Source organism: Paenibacillus rhizosphaerae, assembly GCF_014192015.1.
GTDB lineage: Bacteria > Bacillota > Bacilli > Paenibacillales > Paenibacillaceae > Paenibacillus_AQ > Paenibacillus_AQ rhizosphaerae.
Window position 1 is genome coordinate 410721 of the sequence record NZ_JACHXJ010000006.1, and the last position, 20255, is coordinate 430975.

Here is a 20255-nt window from a genome sequence, read left to right on the forward strand (position 1 = left end):
TAATTCGTATGATTTGATCTGCACTATTAAGTCATCGGATATTTAAGTGATAACTCACAAAAATTTTATTAAGTCTTCAAATTGAGATACAATGACGCATCGCCATATCTCAACGTATATAGTTATATGTCACTTGGGTATTTGTGTTCCACTTAGACATTATTATTATTCCATCCCCCGAATCCCCAACACCCGCTTCGCCAAATCCACCTTCTCATGATCCAGCTCCACCTTCACCGAACCTGTGCGTCTCTGCTCACGCCATTTGATGATATCCTCTTCTGTCTCTAATTTTAGCTCAGCAATTTCCGCAGCCCGGTCAAAGATGTATTTAGATGTATACAACGCCGTATAAATCCCCCGCCCACCAGGAACGATCGGTTGGTCCCGCTTAATCCAATGGTCGATCGTAAATTTGACGTATAGCTTCTCTTCCGAACCTCTCCTCGCAGGACGCTCGGTGATTTCTTTGCGTCGTAGAACCTTCCAATCCACAATGCGCCCATACCAATGGATACCGGTCTCCCCAGTAGAAGCAAACTTCCCTTTCGATTGATAGAGCGCAATATATTCGATCTGCGTTAGGATCTTGTGATCCGTGATGTTTTCAAGCGGCATATGGTAGAACTTAAGCTCCAGCGCCTGCTCCAATTGATAAGGCTCTCGCAGCGAGCCTACTAGCACATTCTTGCCTTCCATCTTATCCTGGTAATAACTCTTCGTGCCTCGTGGTCTTGTGGAGCGTTCGTAAGCTTTTTCCGGACTGTCCATAATGATCTCATCCAAGAAAGCTTCCATCAGACGGGTCGAGTTAGGCAGAAACGGAAAGGCCCCTACGTTTACGAGTTCGATGCTTTTATAAAAACGGTGCTCCCGAAATTGCTCCTCATCATGGTATGGAAAGAGCACATACGCTCCAAACATGCTCCGTTCATACTCTCGGTCTCGCCCTTCCCCATCCGCGTACACAATCGCGTCCCGGTATCGATGCATGGTGTTGATATCGTCTTCCTCCGGACCGGGCTGCCTGTATTTATCATAATAGGGGGTCCCCTCGTATGCCTGGTTCAAACGATATTTCGCGTCAAAAATATACTTGTACTCTACCGCAGCCTCATTTTTCTTTAGCGTCAGCACATTATCCGGCCTCTGGCCAAGTGTCTCGCTCTTATCACCTTTCGGAAGGGCATTGTAATAAAGGGTGAATATCTCCCCGTTCTTAGGGTTACGATATATCATTTTGGCTTTCGCAGACTTGTCCAATGTCACAAAAATCCCGTTCCGCTGGACCTTGATGATATCTTGCTTAAGAAGCTCGTACTTCTGGCTGAGAAGGTCGTGAATTTTCAGGAAGCACCAATACTCATACAGCTGCGCCAAGTCTTTCATCGAGAGCCGGAACAGGTCGCTTTGGATCGATAGGCCCTTCATCAGCATCAAATAATTGCGATATACTTCACGGTACCCCGGCGCCATCTGCAACACTAAGGACACCGAGAGCTGCTTCATTCCGCCTACGTTGAGAAAATCGAGCTTCAGAAGCCGCTGCAATTGATTCTGCATCGAGTCGATTCGCTTCATCAGAAGAGGATCCTGCATCCGCGTTTTTCCCGAAAGTTTAGATTTCAGGTCCTTCAATTTGCTCGATATGCGTTCGAGAACCCACCGCACAAAACGATTCTCCAACGTGTCATATTGAATCCGCCGTTTCGTCTCCAACGCATGGCTGGGATATAACGTTTGCCCGTTGATGGGAATAAATCCGATCTTGTCTTCGGGTCTAAGGAACTGAGGATGCTTCGTCAGATAAGCGATGTTCTCCTTCCCGGTCTTCTTTACTCTAGCTGCCTCGACCCTTCTCATCTCTTTCTCTAACCTGTAGTTAGGCGAAGTTTCTATTCGAGCCACGGCCTGGACAAGCTGGTCAAATACATGCTGCAAAATCGCAAAAAACTCCGTCAAGCTCTGATGTTTCGTTTCTTTTAACCCGGATAAATGGTACGTCTTCCGCAGAAAATCAAAGGACAAGTTATAGATCTGCCGATTCACATCGTTTAGAATCATTTGGTAATCTTGTTTGTAATCCATTTTGGAGGGAAAGATCTCAAGTTGCAGTTGAAAAATCGCCTCCCCACTCAGCCGAAGCTCCAGATCGGTTAGCCCTACTTCATTCTGAAAGTTCAGGATCCCCGACAGGATCGTCAGACCCAGCGGCTTAATCGCCTGTCTTACGCTAGCATTATCGTGATGAAAGGTCATCGCCAGCGTCTGCTTCTTTTCGACCACAAGTTCATACGACTGCGTTTCGAAAAATAGAGGCCAACTTCGCTCTCCCACCTGCCATGAGTTAAGCTCCCCTTGTTCCGGTGAGAATATCGAAATTTGCTCGATCTGAAGTTTACTAGACAGAGAGCGAACCAGTAGACTGGTATCAACCCATTCCCCATCTTGGCGGCGATGCAACTGCAATGACTCCACCGTAGAGTGATAAGGCTTGCCTTGAATATACAAATTGAAGAGGTTGGTCTCGATGCGCAGCAATTCCACGCTCTGATTAAGAGAGCCAGTAAGAGGTGAATCCATCTTCTTCTAACCTCCGCAGCATAAAGGCGATTTTCCTGGCGCTAAGTGGATGTTTAGCCTTCTTTTCTTCTTGATCGTCATTCCATTCTTGGTCGATGTTAGACGCATCTTCCATGAGATCGGAGAACGAAGAGAGCTTTCTTCCTAGTGCCCCCTCTAGAAGCTTTAATAGGACCCGTTTCACGGATAAACTGCTCCCCTGAACGCGTGGTAAGATTTTCTGCAACAACTGTAGATCAAAAGCTTCGTCGGGAGTAAGTAATTCATAGCGTTGATTGTAAACCATATAAAAACAAATCGAATCCCGAATTCGGAATCCCACATGGGAATGGATCTCTTCTAAAATATGATTGATCCTGACCAACTTCTCCGTCGTCGTGTGAACCAAATCCGTATAATCGGCATACACGTCAACCAACTGCAGATACTCGCTTCGCAGAAACGAGTTGTGCACGGGAAGCAGCGTCTCCTCTTCTTGCAGCGCAAGGCTCGGATATTGCTGGAGATCAATATAGTTAAACTCGATCGTGTTCGCGCGGTCCAGTACCTTTTTGCTAAAAGGATGCGTCGTCTCGTCCATGTTCACTGTACCAATCAAATACACGTTATCTGGTATGGATAAGTCCCCATAAATCGATTGGTCCTCCGGTAGCAAGGACTCACGGTTGATAAGCTTGGACGTGACAATCCGATCTTGCTTCCACTCCTGCGTCTCAATCACGCTGAGTACATCGCTGAAGTAGTACTCCACCCGAGCCAAATTCATCTCATCCAGACAGATAAAATATGGTTTATGCTGATTCGCCGGTTGAGAAGCTTCAACGAGTACCTCAGCTAAACGACCGGGCCGGAATGCACCCGATAAGTCTTTGTATCCTAATAAATCCGAAGGATCGCTCCAGTCCGGCCGTACTGGGATCAGGGTAAACTGGCGGTTATCCCCCGTAGCGCCTAACCCTTCAGCAAATAGCTTAACGAGCTTGGTTTTGCCGGTACCCGATACTCCGGCCAAGATGACGAAAGGCTTGGTTTTTAAAGAAAGGTAGAAGTTCTCAATCAGTTTGTTGGGATATAGGAAGCCATGATTATTAATATATTTTTTTATTTTTTGTAAAACACCAGTAATTTGATCGTCATCTTTCTTGTAATTAAATGTTTCCTTTTCAATAAACTCACCATCTATTTTTGTTTCATTATCCTTTAAGTGTAACTGTTCCCAGATTGGACGAAACAAATGAAAATAGTGAAATAGCTTAGCGTCCAAAGCAAATCCATCATTCAGAATCTCATCCGGTTTAAAGAACTTAGTTAATCCGGTCTTCGCACCACCTTTCGTCTGAATATAAGATATGTAACTCTCAATATCCTTTATTTTTTCTCCTGAACTTAACCATTCAGAGGTTATCACAAACCCCTCTTCTTGTAATAACTGTAAAACTATCGATTTGTATTGCTCTTCCATAAGAATGTTGATAAAGCGTTGTTCAAGTGCCTTCATTTGTGTCTCTTTCTTCTCTTTAAAATAAGCATCAATTCTACCTGTTGAGGAGCCCCCTGAACCAAAACAAAAAGTAACTTCTAGAAGATCTTTTTGAAATACCCATGAATATTGAAAACTGTAGGATTTATCTGCATAAATGGAGATGCCAGACCAAAGATAATTCTTCGGTTGGTTACCATAAGGTGTAGGACTACCTATTCTTGCTTCGATAATATGGTCATCACTTAGTTGATTACTATATATAAATGAACGAGCAAATTCAGCAGCCACATTGTTATAGCTTTTAAGGGTATCTTCATTTTGTCTCCGCAATTCAGTCATTAATAATTTCTTTTCGTTCAATGTTTTATCTTCTTTTTGAATTTTCTTAACAGCTTTAGAAATTTTGTTGTAAGTTACAAACAACTCTGAATCGATTATTGAGTTTATACTCATTGATGAATTACCACCTCAAACATATAAATAATTTTTATTTTTAGTAATTTCCAATAAATTTTTGTCTGATAAACCCATACAGTAAGAATACTTCACTTCTGGTCTACTATGTAATCTAATCGATCTCATTATATGAAAAGAAGCCGGACTATTAATTCCGGCGTTTTTTTGAGTTACACTATTAATATAGATTCTTTTTTCTTGCAAAAAGAATAATTGACTCAGTAATTAAAGAAAGTTTATAAAATTGTTAATATAATTAGACTCTTTAAAAAACAGCTCGTCCACCCCTGCTCTGGACTGATATGCAATATATCGATTCAGAACATTTTGAATGTACTCTTTACGTAAATAAAGCAATTTTTTTAGCTTCTCTGATTTCACATCATCTTCATGCATAGTAATAACTTCGTAAAAATTCCACTTAATTATTTTAACCTTTTCATCTTCAATAGAAGGAACTGCCATATAAAAACAGTTAGGTGTATCGGAATTTTTAAGTCTATCTCCTATAGGGTTGGGTTCGACTCTCCCTAGCAAAAACTTTAAATATGAATCAACTTTATTCGTATTAAAAGTATCACAAAACGGTGTAATACATAATAAATAAGTATCATTTGATTCCTGATAATACATTGCACCAGTTTCGATTCGGTCATCTGTACTATCGTTGAACTTCATCAACTTAGTGAAATTATAAATTTGTTTCTTATATGAATTACTGAACTCAGAATCTTCCCCAAAAAAGGCCGGCCATAAAATAAGCAAATTGATTAGTTTCTCTTTATCATCATCAAAATTACTTATGGTAGTCATAAATTCAGTTTTAAAATCTTCAAATGACGTATCTACATATTTTTCTAAAAGATCAGCATTTATTATGTCTTTTTCCAAAATAATCCTCTTAAACTGACCGCTTACCTTTTTGTTAAAAAAGCTACTTATTTTGTTGTAATTTTCTTCATTAAACGGATACAGCCTTAACGCATCCCTTAAATCCTCTTGTAACGACTTAACGCCTTTTTCTTTTAGAAACTCATCCCAAAGCATAATAACAAGGAATAAATCCCTTTTCATATCAATGTTTTCTACTAACCCGCATATTTCTTCCTCCAAAAGTTGTAAGCCTTGCTGGTGGTTCTGAATTTTGGCAACTAATTGTGAAACAAACCTTGAATCTCTAAATTGATTAATAAGAGCCTTTTTTGTTGCGGTGTCAGATCCAATTTCTAGGATTAATTTAATAACCTTATCTAAAGGAAACTCTGATGTTGCAATAGCATTCTTTAAACTCGTTATTTTGTTTTCTACGATAAAATTATATTGATACTTATCGTCCTTATTTTCCATTATAATACCTAAAAATTTATCAGTTAGAAATCGCGGTATATCGTTTTCCGGAATCTTAGCAGTAATTATTTGAGAAAAAATCACCTTTTCAAATGGGGCGCTAAAATCCAGCATTGCCCTGCTTATGTTATTATTGATCCTTGCGGCTGTATCCATAAAATGTAGAACTAGGCTTTTATCGGCCAAAAGCTTCTGGGAGATTACCGGGATGATTTGCTTTGCCTTAAAATGGTTCTTTGAAATAATAAAACCGAATAATTTATGTCCGGTGTCACTTATATTTTCAAAAAAAACTCCATCCCTCTTTGTTATCAAATTTCTGTCACTTAGATATTCCATGATACCGTCAAAGTCATCGGAAGCTGTATATATAACAGCGCACTTTAAACCCTTATCAAAGCTTGTATATTTCTGTAATATTCCGGAAGCCGCTTCTCCCGGCTCAACAGTCTTGGAATTTTCCAAATCCCAATCAACGATTAGAAGTTTAATTGTTGATAGTAAGTTTGATAATACATCCACCTGGGCAACTGGTATTGTTGAATTATATCTGAACGGCGTGGTAACAAATCCCTCTTCCATTAACTCAGTATGATATGACGCCTCTGGTTGTAATGTATATTTTTTTATAGGTAAGGCTGGAGTTGCTGCCACAGCAGTCTCATTTATACCCGCTTTAATAGAATCCTCTTCCGATCCTATGAGAAGTGCCGAATTTACTGAATCGTAATCAATATTACTTAAATCTAATTCAGTAGTCTCTTCAAACACCTTGACATCCAAATCCAACTGATCATCTATTATTAATATTGAATTAAAATAATCCTTAACTATATGATTTACATAGCTTATTTCAGAAGTCGAACTCATTTTTACACCTCTCGTAGTAACGAATCTTTTTTAAACTGAATACCAAAACATGCTCCACCCAAATTTCTTTGGGTTTTATTGTTATCTTCTAGAAACAAAAAATGCCCCCGGGATTCTAAGGTATCTCTTGAAAGAAATAGTCCTAACCCTCTACCTTGTAATTTTTTTGTGAAGTATGGTTCAAAAACCCGTAGCATATCTGATTCTTTTATGCCCTGACCTGTATCATGAATAAATAATGTCTGAGTTGTTTCTGAGTAATAAAAGTGAATCTCTCTTCTATCTTGATTTAGCATCCAGTAAATTGAATTGGATACTACATTCGCAATAGGAGTAAACAATACAGGCTCAATTTCTCTTACTACTAAATCTTCAGGTATGTCATTTATAATTTTAATTGTATACTTTCTAATATCGGTTGAAAAATACTCCAATATATCATCAATGAATAATTTTATATTTATATCTCTGGATCTTTTTCTTGATTGCCTATATAGTGGACTCATTCTAGCTTGAAGCCTTTCTAATGAAGCAAAAGATTGATTAACTCTCTGAATAACTGGCGCCAAAGGAGTTGGTTTAAGCGCCTTAGACAATGCGTCAACATTTTCTCTAATTACTTTGTTTAAGGAGTTAAACTCGTGACTTGTCATTTCGGCCGCAAGTCCGACTGCTGACAGATCGCGATACATTTCGACTTCCTTCTTCAACAGTCCTATTAAAAATTCATCATTATTTATCAGATTAATATTATCTAAATTATCGATAACTTTACTTAACAATAGTTCGGTGTTTCTAAGGATTGTACTTTGCTTTATTTCATTTTCATAGCTTAATATCTTCTCTTGTATTTTATTAACATTAGAATTGAAATCATGTAATGTTTCTTGAACTGCATTTTGTAGAATAGTATCATTTAAAAATGTAGTTTTGTTGTTTATTTTATATTGATTAAACTTCTTCCGGTATTCAGTGAGCTCCTCAATTTCATTATTTATTTTTTTTCTATTCTCTTCTGTTGAATTAATTAATAGATTTACTGTTTTTTCTCTGACTTCATCTAACAATTCATAATGATACTTAAAGTAGTCTTTGTTTAATTCGTTGATTTTTCTAATAAATATATCAATCCACCCTAAGGCTTCATCTAAATTTGCATTGATATTGGATAGGTCTTCGGATTCTTCAAGAACTGGCACAAGATCAAGTTGATTTATTAGGTAATCGAGCTTCTGCTTATTTATTACAACCGCATTGACGCATTCATTATTCATTTCCTCAATTAATTCCACTAATTCAATCGAATGGTTGTACCTTGGATTCACTTCAAGCTTAAACTGCTGAAGTAAATCCATTTTCTCTATACTCTCTCTTTTAAAAGAATATATCAGATCATATTTTTCCAACTTGTTTTTACTTAATTCGATTTTACTTTTGTAGTTTTCAAATTCTGTATTGATATTTATCAATAATTTAGATGATTGATCATTCAATAGATCACTAAAATTTTCTATAGCTTTATTCAAATCTTTAAAATATTCCTTTTCCTTCTTCTCCTCTTCTAATTGTTGTTGTCTAGCCCTTTCTTGCCGTAGATGCTCTTCTTTTAATGCGTTTATATAGTTATTTCTCTTACCCTCATCCTGAGTTGTACCCAAATACTCAAGCGCCCACCACTTTAATAAATTGATTGCTACATTTCTGAAGTAATTGTAGCTAGAATTCTCTACAAACCCCTCTCTGCTTGATTTATCTACCAAATTGGGATTAGATATCTTACTAATTTCCATAAACCCAAACATTCTTCGATGACTAAATAAATATGTAGTAGCACGTCTAGATCTTCTTTCCTCCATGTGCAAAAAATCATTTCCTTTTTCGCCATAGGGAAGAATTCTTAATCCATCCCTATAAACATAGATACCTCCTATGTCCTCAAGCTTATCTTTCATATCTCGGTGCTGGTCTTTATTTAATGAGGAGACACTTTGGTTACCCTCTACAAAAAACCACTTTAGATAAATTGGACCAAAATTTTTATAATTTTTACTAAGTCCTATAGTTAACTCCCTTGCGGGTACATTGATTTCCTCAATTTTGCCCTGTCCTCGCATAAGTGCCTTACCAATGAACATACCATCAATTATCTTACCTTTTAATGCATAATCATATAGTTTAATATCATCTTTATTAAACCACTGTTCATCTTCTAATGAGTGCCCATTAATGTGGATTTTTGGGTAGAAGCTATTATCTTCTTTTACTTCATTCTCCAAAGGAATATTTGTAATTAATTCCTCCTCTTCTAATTCTTTATCATAAATGTCTATATAGTTTTGAAACGAGTAAAGAAGATCTTTTAATCTTCTATATCGAATTTTAAGTGTTTCATCCTGAACCTGTAGATTCTTAATATCTTCATATAGCTTCCAATCCCAGCTAGAATCTATATTTTTAAGATAAAAAATAGTTCCTCCCTTACGACTTTCTATTATTTTCATTCTATTAAATACTTTATTTTCTATTTGAAAAGAGTTGATTTGTTCAATTACAAGCTCTCTGACTTCATTTTCCCATCTTGAATCATCTTCTAAATTATTTAGTAACATTTTTTTTAAGTCAAGCAGGTTTTCTTTTAAATAGAATGAGACTTCATCTATTGTATTAAAAGTCTTTAAAGGAATTTCTATATCATCAAGGAACAATTTTTCGTTTCTGAAAAGTTCCCAATGAAGATACAGTACACACCATTTGCCATCCAACTTCTTTTTCGAGATTATTATGAGCTGGTCTCCTAATAAGGACACCGCTAGTCTCCCTATTCCTTTCTCGCCTATTTTAATTCGATTTTTTTTTGAAGGCTTAATATCTTTAGTTTTCTTGGAGTAGGTTCCAATTGTAAGCCAATTTTGTTCTAAATCGTCAGCACTCATTCCATCCCCATCATCGCAGACTAAGATACTTTGTTTATCGGTATCTATGTCTATCAATCCTTCCGAAGCATCTGCATCGTAAGAATTCCTTAACAACTCGGATATGGCGGTTACTTCATCTCTTATTTGCTGTTTACCGAGGAGATCTACAGCTCTAGCCCTTGTTTTAAATTTTGCCATTTTAACATCTCCCAAACATTGTTTTACCCCTTCAAATCAGATATAGGTACTTTTCAGCAGCTGCTACATTGTTATACAATAATAAGTCATAAAGAGTATTTTTGTAGGGGGTACTATGTGAAATTTTCAGCTATAGATTTATTTTCCGGTGCAGGTGGGGTATCCGAAGCGTTAAAAGAACACTTTGATATTAAATGTGCCGTTGAATTCGATGAAATTATTGCAAGAACGTATGAGCTTAATCACGGCAATAGCCACCTACTAGTAAAAGATATACGAAAAATAAGGAATAGGAAATGGAACAAGATCAAAAGAAAACTTAATGGTGAAGACCTGGACCTTCTCATCGCAACGCCACCATGTCAGGGCTTCTCAAGACATAGTCGCAAAAAGACCGTTACAAACGCCGACGATCGTAACAAACTTATTATGGAAATAATAAGAGTTGCAAAAATATTTCAACCTAATTATATCTTATTTGAAAACGTCGATAATATAGTTAACTTTAAAATTTTCCATATCTTTTTATCCCTTCTCACTAATCTGAATTCCGATGGATTTAAAAAAGATTTGGAGCGACCGTCATATCACCTACGGTTTGAGGTAGTTGACGCAGTTAACTATGGCGTCCCTCAACACCGAAAAAGAATGATACTTGTTGGGAAAAAGATCAACTTATTCCCGAACATCGATGCGATTATTCAGGAATCCGGTAAAGGATTGCCATTTGTAACTAACCCGCTTTCCCTATGGCCAGAAAAGGTTGAAGCCCCCACATTAAGGGAACATTTAAAGCCATATAATTTATCAAGATTGGAAGCAGGTGGAACGGATGAAAAAGACAGGCTACATAGATGTAGGAACCTTTCTCCGGAAAACCTCATTAGAATTAGAAACACTCCTTTAAACGGAGGAAGTCGTTCTGATTGGACAGACGAAGGCTTAGCTTTAGAATGTCATAAAAAAGCAAATGTAAGTTTTGGTGATGTCTATGGTAGAATGAATTTTGACGATTATGCTCCTACAATAACTTGCGGGTGTCTAGCCTATACAAAAGGACGATTCGGACATCCTGAAGAAGATCGAGCAATCAGCATGAGAGAGGCTGCATTAATCCAAACCTTCCCCGTACATTATAAATTTACCGGAAAAATCGGTGGAAATGCTTATGAAGGCTCAAGTGAACATATTGCAACTCAAATCGGAAATGCCGTCCCAGTAAAACTGGCTCAATCTTTTGTAGATCTCATATATAATCAACTAATAAAGGAAGCTCAAACCGATTTGTTCTCCGAACAATTTGTTGCAACAAATAAAGTATAAAGCAGAGACCTAAGGTTTTTTCACCTAGGTCTCTTTAAATATTCAAAACGATTATCTCTTATCTTACTCGCAGCCACTCTTTATAAAAACCCATCTCTTTCTCTTCAAAGGTTCCCACGACTAATGCACGATCAAGAAATACATTAAACTCCTCACAGCTTGTTTCTGGAAGAAGGCCACACGAATGGCAAGATGCTAGATTCAATGCATCCCTACCTTGACCTTTACTAGAAATACAAACAGGATCATTTGAGCATAATTCCCCAAACTCAATTGCCTTTTTAAATGTTCTAGGTAGACAATCCCAGTACCCTTGTCTCACAAGTCCACCAAGTGTTCCTTCAGAATCCCCGCTTGCAGTGTAAATAAAGATAGCAGACATTTCGAATCCATCTTCCGGCTCACTGCAATACAATCTTTCGCGAAGAGACGCCGCAGTATATCCGCACTCAAAACTTAATTGTCGTATAAGCAAATGAGCTATTGTATGAAGTAACACGAATTTGGGGGTGATAACCCTACTCGTGAACTCCCCTTGATATGAAGCTTGATAATGGTCATTTATGATCTTTATTCTCTTATGAATACTTTCGTCATTCTCTTCCAACCACTGACTAATGTCACCGCTATTAAACTCAATAAATATTCCCTCGCCACGAACCTCGTAACCTGGGTACCATCTTGTTTTCGGTTCTTTTACCGATATAAAACCAGGTATTTTTTCTCCTATTTCATTTGCGTCTGAGGGAGTTATTCTCGTAAATCCTGTAAGAGCACGTACTTCCCTAATCTTATGAATTAGTGAAACATCTTTAACAAAAGGAATACCATACAAATCAATGTCGGTCTCTTCCCTTACGAAATCATTTTCATTTAAATTGATTACCGAAATCTTTCCAGATAGGGCCTCAAACTCTTCGAGCCTATATTGCAACCCGCTCGCGTTTACTAAAGTAGAATCGTTGGCTGCAGGCTCCAGTAATCGCCTCATTAAGATATTTTTTATTACACTCTCGTCGGCTGACAATTCAATTGATATTTCTTCGGACCATCTGTCCAACCTTTTTTTTATATTTTCCTGACGCTCAGGCTCGTCGCATTCCCCAATATAATTCAATGCTTTTTCAAAGCCTTTTGAAGATGAAATCTGCTCATTTATTTTTTCTGAGTAGGGAGGAATCACCAACGAGCTTACAACTTTCGGGTAATACAACGAGGATGCCCCTCGTTGCATTGCCCTTGGAAATTCATTGCAATCAACCGAATGATTCTTCCAAGGCATCCTTCCTGAACATCTGAGACCCAACTTCTCCATGGCGTCCTTATCGAATGCTCCTTTTAAAGTAGCCCGTGCGTTACAACTTTTGCACTTTACATTGAGCCCTTCCAAGCCTGCTGTCGCCGTTGTTCCTGTCTCGAATGTTATTCTGGGATTGGTACATATTTCCTTATTACCAGTAACGTTCTTTTCATGTGCCCACTTTACCCATGGAAAGTCATCAATATGTCCCTTGGTACATGCTACAACCATTCGGCTTGGAACCAGGCCCTGCCTACACTCCATGCACCTGGGTCTTCTCATGTTTGGATCATTTTCTTTTTGCCTAGTAGTTGCCTTCTTGGTATACTCTTTAATCCAAGACTTCATTGGCTGAAACACCCGACATTTGGGGCAAAAATACCACTCTGGAAATCTGGTATAAGCAATACCCCAATCATCCTTGTATTTACTGCTTCCTGGCATTCCAAAGTAATCCACTTGCAATGCTTTTTCTAGTCTCTCATCATGAATCCTGCTCACCCTTGTTCCCCAATATTCTGGTGCAGCTGTCATTAATGTTTGATCTGGAAAATCAACCATTGCTCCCACACCGTACTGTAGAATTGCCTGAGAGCTCCTAACCGTGTGTGTAACTTTGTTAAGCCTCTCTATATTTTTTTGCTTTCCTAACTTTTCCACAAGTATCACTCCCAGATTATTAGCCCTGCTGTTATACTTCTATCCACATTCCTCATAGATGTTAGAGTTTCTTTAGCAGTATCTGAACTTTCATTACCAAATACCTTTAACAATCGTTTTGAATCCGAAGGCGGGTCTTGTATTATGTATCTATCGCCATAATAAAACCTCGTTTCACCTAACCGATTAATTCTATCCTCCCAATCATCCCAGAACTCCGTCATCTCCCTAAGGATCTCTTCCGACTCATCTTTCAGCTCAATATCTACTCGTTGTTTTACTTCTTTTGCTCGATCTATGATATATGACTCAATCTCTTTTGTCGCTTCATCATTTCGCTGGAAGAACTGGGCCGCATTGTCCTGAGAAAGTTGGTATTTATGCCTCATAAGCGTCACCATAATGGCATGTAATGCGCGGTCGCGTGCCGGCTTAGAAAAAGGAGTTGCAGCCGTTGGTTCTACAAACTTATAGAATGACTCGTGATAGCTTCTAAATTGTTCATAGTGGGACCTATCACGGCTTTTTGCACCATCGTATAATACAAATGCAATTCCTGGATAAGATCTTCCGATTCTACTTGATGCTTGAATATATTCACTCGTTAGCTTAGGTTGTCCTACCAACAACATCACATTCAATCGTGCCACGTCCACTCCTACGGAAATCATATTTGTCGCAAGTAAAACATTAACTGGAAATTTCTTCTCCTTTATATTCTCAACGCTGTAAACAACTTGTTCTAGTTTCTCTAAAGTTTCATTTAACTGTGAGGTAGAAATACGGCTTGTTAGCTCATCTGCCGAGCCAATTTGTCTAGTTAACTTCCTGTTTCCAAAGCGATATGCCGTTCTCCTAAGAAAGTCCTTCACATCATCGTCCACTAGTGTTGAGCACTTGCTTAAATCACGCAAACTGTTAAAGTAGACTGCCAACGTCCAAAATTTATCTTTCACCTCATCCGGAATATCTAGCATATGAACGCGTTGGAGGATTGCTGCGATAGAACGAACCTCCATCATTGCCTTTGTTTTCCCCGATGGCATAATTCCAACATATTTCCTCCCTGGTTTATCTGTGGTATTTGCTTCGCGAGCAAAGAATGAATCTGATGCATCAATACCAGGTGCGGGAAACTGGCGCACATCTCTATTAAACAGATTAGAACATTGATCTTTTGCACGCCTAATTGTAGCTGTAGAAGCAATAATTTTAGGTTTCACACCTTTCGCACTGCACAAAGCATCAATCGCAGTTTCGTACAATCCTACTACTGTGCCCAATGGTCCAGATATAAGATGTAATTCATCTTGAATAATTAATTCTGGATTTCTATTATTTCGAGTTTTTTGAGTCGCCGAAAAAAAACTACCCGCATCATTTTTCCAAGGTAACATGGCAAACTTATCAACTGTTCCAAACAATAAGGTTGGCGGGTTCTCGTATAGCTCTTCGTCTACTACCTGAATAGGTAGCGCCGATTCAAATTCACAGTTTTCTTGAGGACAATAGATACGGAAATTATTTTTCTTATGCATTATATATCCCCATTGACCGATCAAGCCTTTCCCTGTGGAAAAGTGATCTTTAACTAGTTTGGTACCGCACCATGGACACTTAAGTATCTGGAATTTATTATGTCTATCTTTTACTTCCCTCAAGTCACTGCTGGTTGCTGAAAGAAGCTTATCGAGAGATTTTCTTGCATCATCGTTTTTGTTCGGAGTGTGAGCGCCCCCAATCCAAAGTCCTATTGTAATCCTTTCTTTCCCCAGAAAATATTTTGGATACCTTGCTTTTCTTCTTTCACAATCCATTCTAATAGACTCACATGCACAAATAAGTGTACTAGCTCTCAAAAATTGTTGCGCAGCTAAAAGCCGAAGTGTGTACCTCATGATTACAGTCGTACCATTGGAGTTCTCTAGATAATTAAGCCGTCGATAAAAAATAGTGAATGCTGTTAGACCTAAGTACGCTTCTGTTTTACCACCACCTGTTGGAAACCATATAAGATCAACCAAATCTCGCTCATCACTTGATTCCTCCACAATTGATCTAAGACTCATTAATAAAAAGGCCAGCTGGAAAGGTCTCCATTTATGCTCACTGTCCGTTAACTTGTAGTAGTCTAAATCCTCCATCCTTTTCTGCAATATAGTGTCGTTAGGGTAATGATCTTCCTTCTGGAATACTGAATGAATACGTTGAATGAACATCGCCCTATTTGCCAATTGAAAAGCGTCATAGACCTCACTTTTCTCTTTCAGTAAATTTAATCCGTAGTACATTCGGCTACATGATTCCTTACAATCACAAATATGCTTTTCAACAGCCTCTTGAAATCTTGAATCCAGCGCTTTACCAATCTTCTCAATTTCGGATATCCAAGTTGAATAAGCATCTATTAGACCCTCCAAGGCATTAACCTTGTATGACTTTTCAGTAGAATCCAAATCAGATAAATATTTCATTGAAAGTGCTCTTGGATTAACATTCTTATTAGTAATATTAAAATCCATTTGTGGTACTTCGAAAGTTGGCATAAATTCGGTCCAGATTTGTCCTTTTCCAGTACCGCTCATTTTCCAATCTGTTGATACCCCGTGGCCAGTTGCATACACTTTTTTATCTCGATAAAGGAGGTCCAGACCTTTTTCTTCTAAATCCCTATTCTCTGTATAATCTCTATTAGTATATTCCATGAAGGAAATTTCTTTATTACATTCTGTATCCACCAATATCTTCGGCTGGAAAAAGGAGTTAGTGCCATTGTATACACCTGTGTTCATATTTACCAATAAGAATGTCACGGCATATAGACTGTCAGGAGTTGAGCGTTTAAGTGCAACGCACTTCATATTTTGACCCGAAATATTTGACTCTTCAAAATAATCATCAGTGAATTTTACGTCTAAACTGACTTCATGAGGAACTCTAACATAGCCTTTTGTAAACTGATTACTTAGTCTATAAAGGCAGTCTATTAAGTAGTCGTCATCAACTTCACCGGATTGCTTGATTTGTGTTACTTCCTTTGGGGTCATTCGACTTTTTAAAATCAGAAGCCCCTTTTTATACTCAACCATGTGAATTACTTTTGTAGGTAAGATATAGTTCTCCGCACTTTCTGGAGAGAAGGGTAACTTGCAATCTTCAATTGTCGCTTTTCGGTAAGTACCAAATGAAACATTAACGTTGAACGTTTCACAGTTTTGATCCATAAAAAAAGTCATTCCAACCGATGATGGCATATTTTGCATCGAGAGGCTGATCTCATCATCTAAGGAACCATTTTCGGAATCATCCGCTATGTTCCCTAAATACCTCCGTTTTTTCTCATTCTTCTCAATGATCTCATCAGAAGGTTCCTCTTCAAGTTCCCCCCCATCCTCTTCCTGATCGGCCGTCATCGGTGTAGCTTCTTGATTGTTGTCTGCATTTATAAGATTTCTTTGAGGGAATAGAACACCTACACTGTATCTTATCTCAGGTAAATCCGTGATTATCTCGTGATCTTCATCTGGAATTGAATACTCGGATCCCGGCCCAAGAAGCTCCCTTTTGACTTGATTAAATAATTCTTCTCTCGTATCTAGTAGGGTATCTTGCATCTTCATCCTCCCAATCTTTTAAAGTATTATTGGCTTATTTGCTAAATGAGCTGGAATAGCTAGGCTTTCAATTTCGGTAAGTTGCTCTATTTCCACTAATCTAGACATTTTAGCAAGATCGATTGGCAGCCTATTAAGAATCTCGTCTTCTTGAGCACCCTTATTTTTATTATAGGTCTGAACGATATTCTTACCGAGATACTTTAAGATACGAATCCTCATCGTACGAACTTCTCTAGTTGAATAATAAAATGCCTCCGGACTATTTAATATTTCAGGATCCCTAGTTATTTTTGCTATAGCAATATAAGAATTAATGTCTCTCGGTCCAACAATATGACTGCTTCTATCAAGCCAAGTTTTTAATGTAACTTCGTGTTTTAATGTACCGACATCCGTCATAATATAAGATAAATCCCGATAACTAATCCGTTTCTTTTTCATATAGTTTCTGAGTACGTCTTTCCAATGCAATGACTTCCGGTAAGATTCACGAAAATTTTCATCACAATCGTCACTCTCTAAAATAATATCCATAATTCTCTCAACGATATCATTAGCTTCATTGTCATAATTAGTAAAAATCAGTAAATCTCCAACAGTTAATGAAGACACTTGTTTCTCAAGCACACTTTGACGATCAATATCAAACACATAAGGGGAATAGAACTGTGTTAAAAAAAGCTGCTCCCCTGTATCTAATGTAGCTACTTTTACAATTTCAGAAGTCTGAGTTCCAGCACTATAGGATTCTCTCAAACTATCCAATATCATAGAGAAATTAAGATTATTCGTAATAGATTCTAGATAGTTCTCTATGTATTCTTCATTAAGTCCCGTATTAACGGAAATCGCATCATGTTGCTGTCTGTTATCAATCTCAAATCCCTTTTCCAGCATGTTATTCTCTTTTATAAATTGAAGATCTTTCTTAGTTTGGTCTTGCGCTTGTGTAAACCGCTTGTTCTCATGCCTGTATAACAAAAAAGAAATAGATTTAGTATTGCTTATTAACAATGGATTTAGTTTAGACCAATCCCAAACTCCTATAACATCAACACAGTGGTACATCATGTTTGAACTGTATTTATTAGGAGTAAAAAAGTCACATTTTCCAACAATCTCCCTCAAATGTGGAGGTACTGACTCTAAAAATACCTTTCCGTAATACGTTTTCGCACAAATAATCGAATATTTTCTTTTTACAAGCTTATTCTCCCTAAACTTATCTATTAGGTAATCAAATTTCGGATTAGTTTCATTAAGTTTTCTTTTAATTAATTCAAGTTTGTCAAGCACATCCTGAACTAATGGTTCAAAAGATAATCCCAAAAAGTCTCCTTTTAGATCTACTAACGATTGCAATTCCTTATCCGGAGAGGGAGCATTAACTTTTTTTTCAGCAACCATCTTCTCCAACTGTACAATTGGAAAGAATGATTTCTCAAGCAGGTTGAGTAACCAAAACGATTTTTTTATAAACAATGTTTTTTTTTCATTTTCCTGCGGATGTCTTGACAATAAATACAACTCGTGCTTACATTTAACTAATTCGTCTGTTAAGTCAAAATTTACTCCTACCTTTTTCACCTCAACATTTAAAAAATTTTCTGATAATTTCTCAAGGCGTCTACTTTCATCATGAACATTTTCGCTATTTAAAACATCAACATTATTAAACACAATTTCATCTTGTTTCCAAATGAATAATTTAAGATTCTCTAGGTTTGTTATAGTTTTCGAATTTAGACCCTTACTAATTTCTCCTAGCATGACGATACTCTTAAGCGAACTCCGGTTGTAAATACTTGCAATTTCTGAAATATCTTCTGCGAAATACTGAGTTCCATTAATAAGGAGCGTTTCAATGCATCTATCTTCAATTATTAATTCACGCGCCACTGAAAGTTTATTGGTAAACTTTATAAGAGGATCAATTTTTGCCGAGTTACCAGAGTAATAATCGATATCATTAGATGTATAATATGCGGCGGGAAATACATCGCCTATCTTTACCTGTAATTGATCAACCAAAAGGGTAATATGATTAATAAATCGATCCGCCTCTTGTTTGTCGCAAACCACAACCACAGAATTTCTGATAACACTTTTTATATCGTCTGTTCTGATTTTGAACAACTTGGAAAGGACGGTCTTGACATTCTTCTTACGCTTAATCCCCCTCCCATCAAGACTCTTCGCATTTCCGTAGTATGGCTGAATACGGTTAGCAAGTGATACCGGGACCAAATTCTTTGTCCGAGTCCCACCTTTGTCGTTATAATAAATAATTATCTTGTCGTCAGCATCTCTGCCGTCATATACGCCCCTCTTATTTTCGTAGAGCACAAGGTCCCCAACATTTAACTCCTCTAGAAACTCCGCATGGTCTCTATCATCGGATAAAAACGATTTAAAACAAGCAAGGACTATTGCGAAGTACATAGGCAAAGATGTCCCATGATGAAAAATAAGACCACGTTCTTTTCTTGATTTGGTGAGGAGTTCAATAATTGTTTCTGAATGTTGGGATATAAAGTTATTTTTAATTAATAGTTTTCCTTCCAGTAAAAGAACTGCCTTTGAAGAGGCAAAATTTAATTTATCAAAAATTTGGTTTTCCATAATCCTCCATCCCCTTAGAACTTCGAAATACATATATATAATTAAATAGCTGTGTTTCACGAATAACACAAGAAAATCGATAACGTATGTCAATTTGTTTCTTCAGCATCCGCCATCACTCCCAGTTCCAACTTATCCTTCGTAAAAAGGCAATCATGATCTTTATAGGCCTTTTATTTCTATAAATATTATTCATAATTATTATGAAATATTTTCAATTTGATTATTAATTCATTACATCCCCTTTCCGTGAAATACATTCTACAAAATAATCATAGAGTCCTTTAAATTATAGCAAAAATATCCTATTAATCTGCAACAGGATCCTACTAAGGTCACACCGAGTGATTAAGAAGATGTAGTTCATAGTTCGGGTAAATTAAAACACCTGATTCTAGAATCAGGTGCATAAAGAATCCCTTCAATCCGCTTTTTCAAATAACGTCTCTGTGTTGACCGTAAAGCCCTCGATGAAGGCATCTTCATCAATCTCAATCATAATGCAGCGTTTGCCTTGAAAGCTTACCTGTTAAATATACCTTAAATCCTATGGACTGATGTAATCGTGGCACCTTGGTATCATCGATCTTAATCGATTTGGACGTGAATTTCGGGATCACGCTGTTCGCCATCAGTTCATAGTTCTTATCGTCAACGATGGTCTCGAACTCCCGTTCCACGGTTTCCTTGGTCCGTCATCTACCCCGCTTGCGGTCACGAGTTCCACATCTTGCTTATGATCCAATTCAATCCCATTCCAATATGACAACCTCAACCGTTATTCCGCCAGTATGTAGGTATCAGTCCCAAATGGATGATTCAACGCTATCGGCTTCATGAAGCCGCAGAAAAAATGACTACCCGGGATATTCCCGATTGGT

General features: G+C 37.6%; 8 protein-coding genes and 1 pseudogene. 1 reads left to right on the forward strand and 8 read right to left on the reverse strand.

Annotated features, from left to right (window positions below; translation table 11 throughout):
• Positions 1-165: 165 nt before the first annotated feature.
• The 4 genes from FHS19_RS29550 to FHS19_RS29565 all read right to left on the reverse strand — a co-directional run bounded on the left by FHS19_RS29550 (position 166) and on the right by FHS19_RS29565 (position 9852).
• The gene (locus tag FHS19_RS29550) at positions 166-2583 is read right to left on the reverse strand and encodes a restriction endonuclease-like protein (protein ID WP_183586015.1); all 2418 of its coding nucleotides are present in this window, start codon (positions 2581-2583) and stop codon (positions 166-168) included.
• Positions 2555-4519, reverse strand: a complete 1965-nt coding sequence (locus FHS19_RS35120) for an McrB family protein (RefSeq protein WP_246426887.1) — start codon at positions 4517-4519, stop codon at positions 2555-2557. Before FHS19_RS35120 ends, FHS19_RS29550 begins: the two co-directional genes overlap by 29 nt.
• Before the next feature lie 228 nt (positions 4520-4747).
• Complete coding sequence (locus tag FHS19_RS29560) at positions 4748-6739, reverse strand: response regulator receiver domain (protein WP_183586017.1); 1992 nt, start codon at positions 6737-6739, stop codon at positions 4748-4750.
• 2 nt (positions 6740-6741) lie between these two features.
• The gene (locus FHS19_RS29565) at positions 6742-9852 is read right to left on the reverse strand and encodes an ATP-binding protein (protein ID WP_183586019.1); all 3111 of its coding nucleotides are present in this window, start codon (positions 9850-9852) and stop codon (positions 6742-6744) included.
• A 117-nt stretch (positions 9853-9969) separates the two neighbouring features.
• Here FHS19_RS29565 and FHS19_RS29570 point away from each other — a divergent pair, with 117 nt between their 5' ends.
• Entirely contained in the window at positions 9970-11175 is a 1206-nt protein-coding gene (locus FHS19_RS29570; protein ID WP_183586021.1) for a DNA cytosine methyltransferase, read from the forward strand.
• 58 nt (positions 11176-11233) lie between these two features.
• Here the strand turns inward: FHS19_RS29570 and drmB are convergent, their stop codons facing one another.
• From drmB to FHS19_RS35125, 4 genes and pseudogenes are all read right to left on the reverse strand, one after another.
• Entirely contained in the window at positions 11234-13135 is a 1902-nt protein-coding gene (gene drmB, locus FHS19_RS29575) for an MrfA Zn-binding domain-containing protein (protein ID WP_183586023.1), read from the reverse strand.
• 5 nt (positions 13136-13140) lie between these two features.
• Entirely contained in the window at positions 13141-16749 is a 3609-nt protein-coding gene (locus FHS19_RS29580) for a helicase-related protein (protein ID WP_183586025.1), read from the reverse strand.
• A gap of 18 nt (positions 16750-16767) precedes the next feature.
• On the reverse strand, positions 16768-19374 hold the full coding sequence (locus tag FHS19_RS29585) for a DrmE family protein (protein ID WP_183586027.1): 2607 nt from the start codon (positions 19372-19374) through the stop codon (positions 16768-16770).
• 421 nt (positions 19375-19795) lie between these two features.
• A pseudogene (locus FHS19_RS35125) lies at positions 19796-20122 on the reverse strand (DUF4317 family protein); the annotation flags it as partial.
• Positions 20123-20255: the final 133 nt, after the last annotated feature.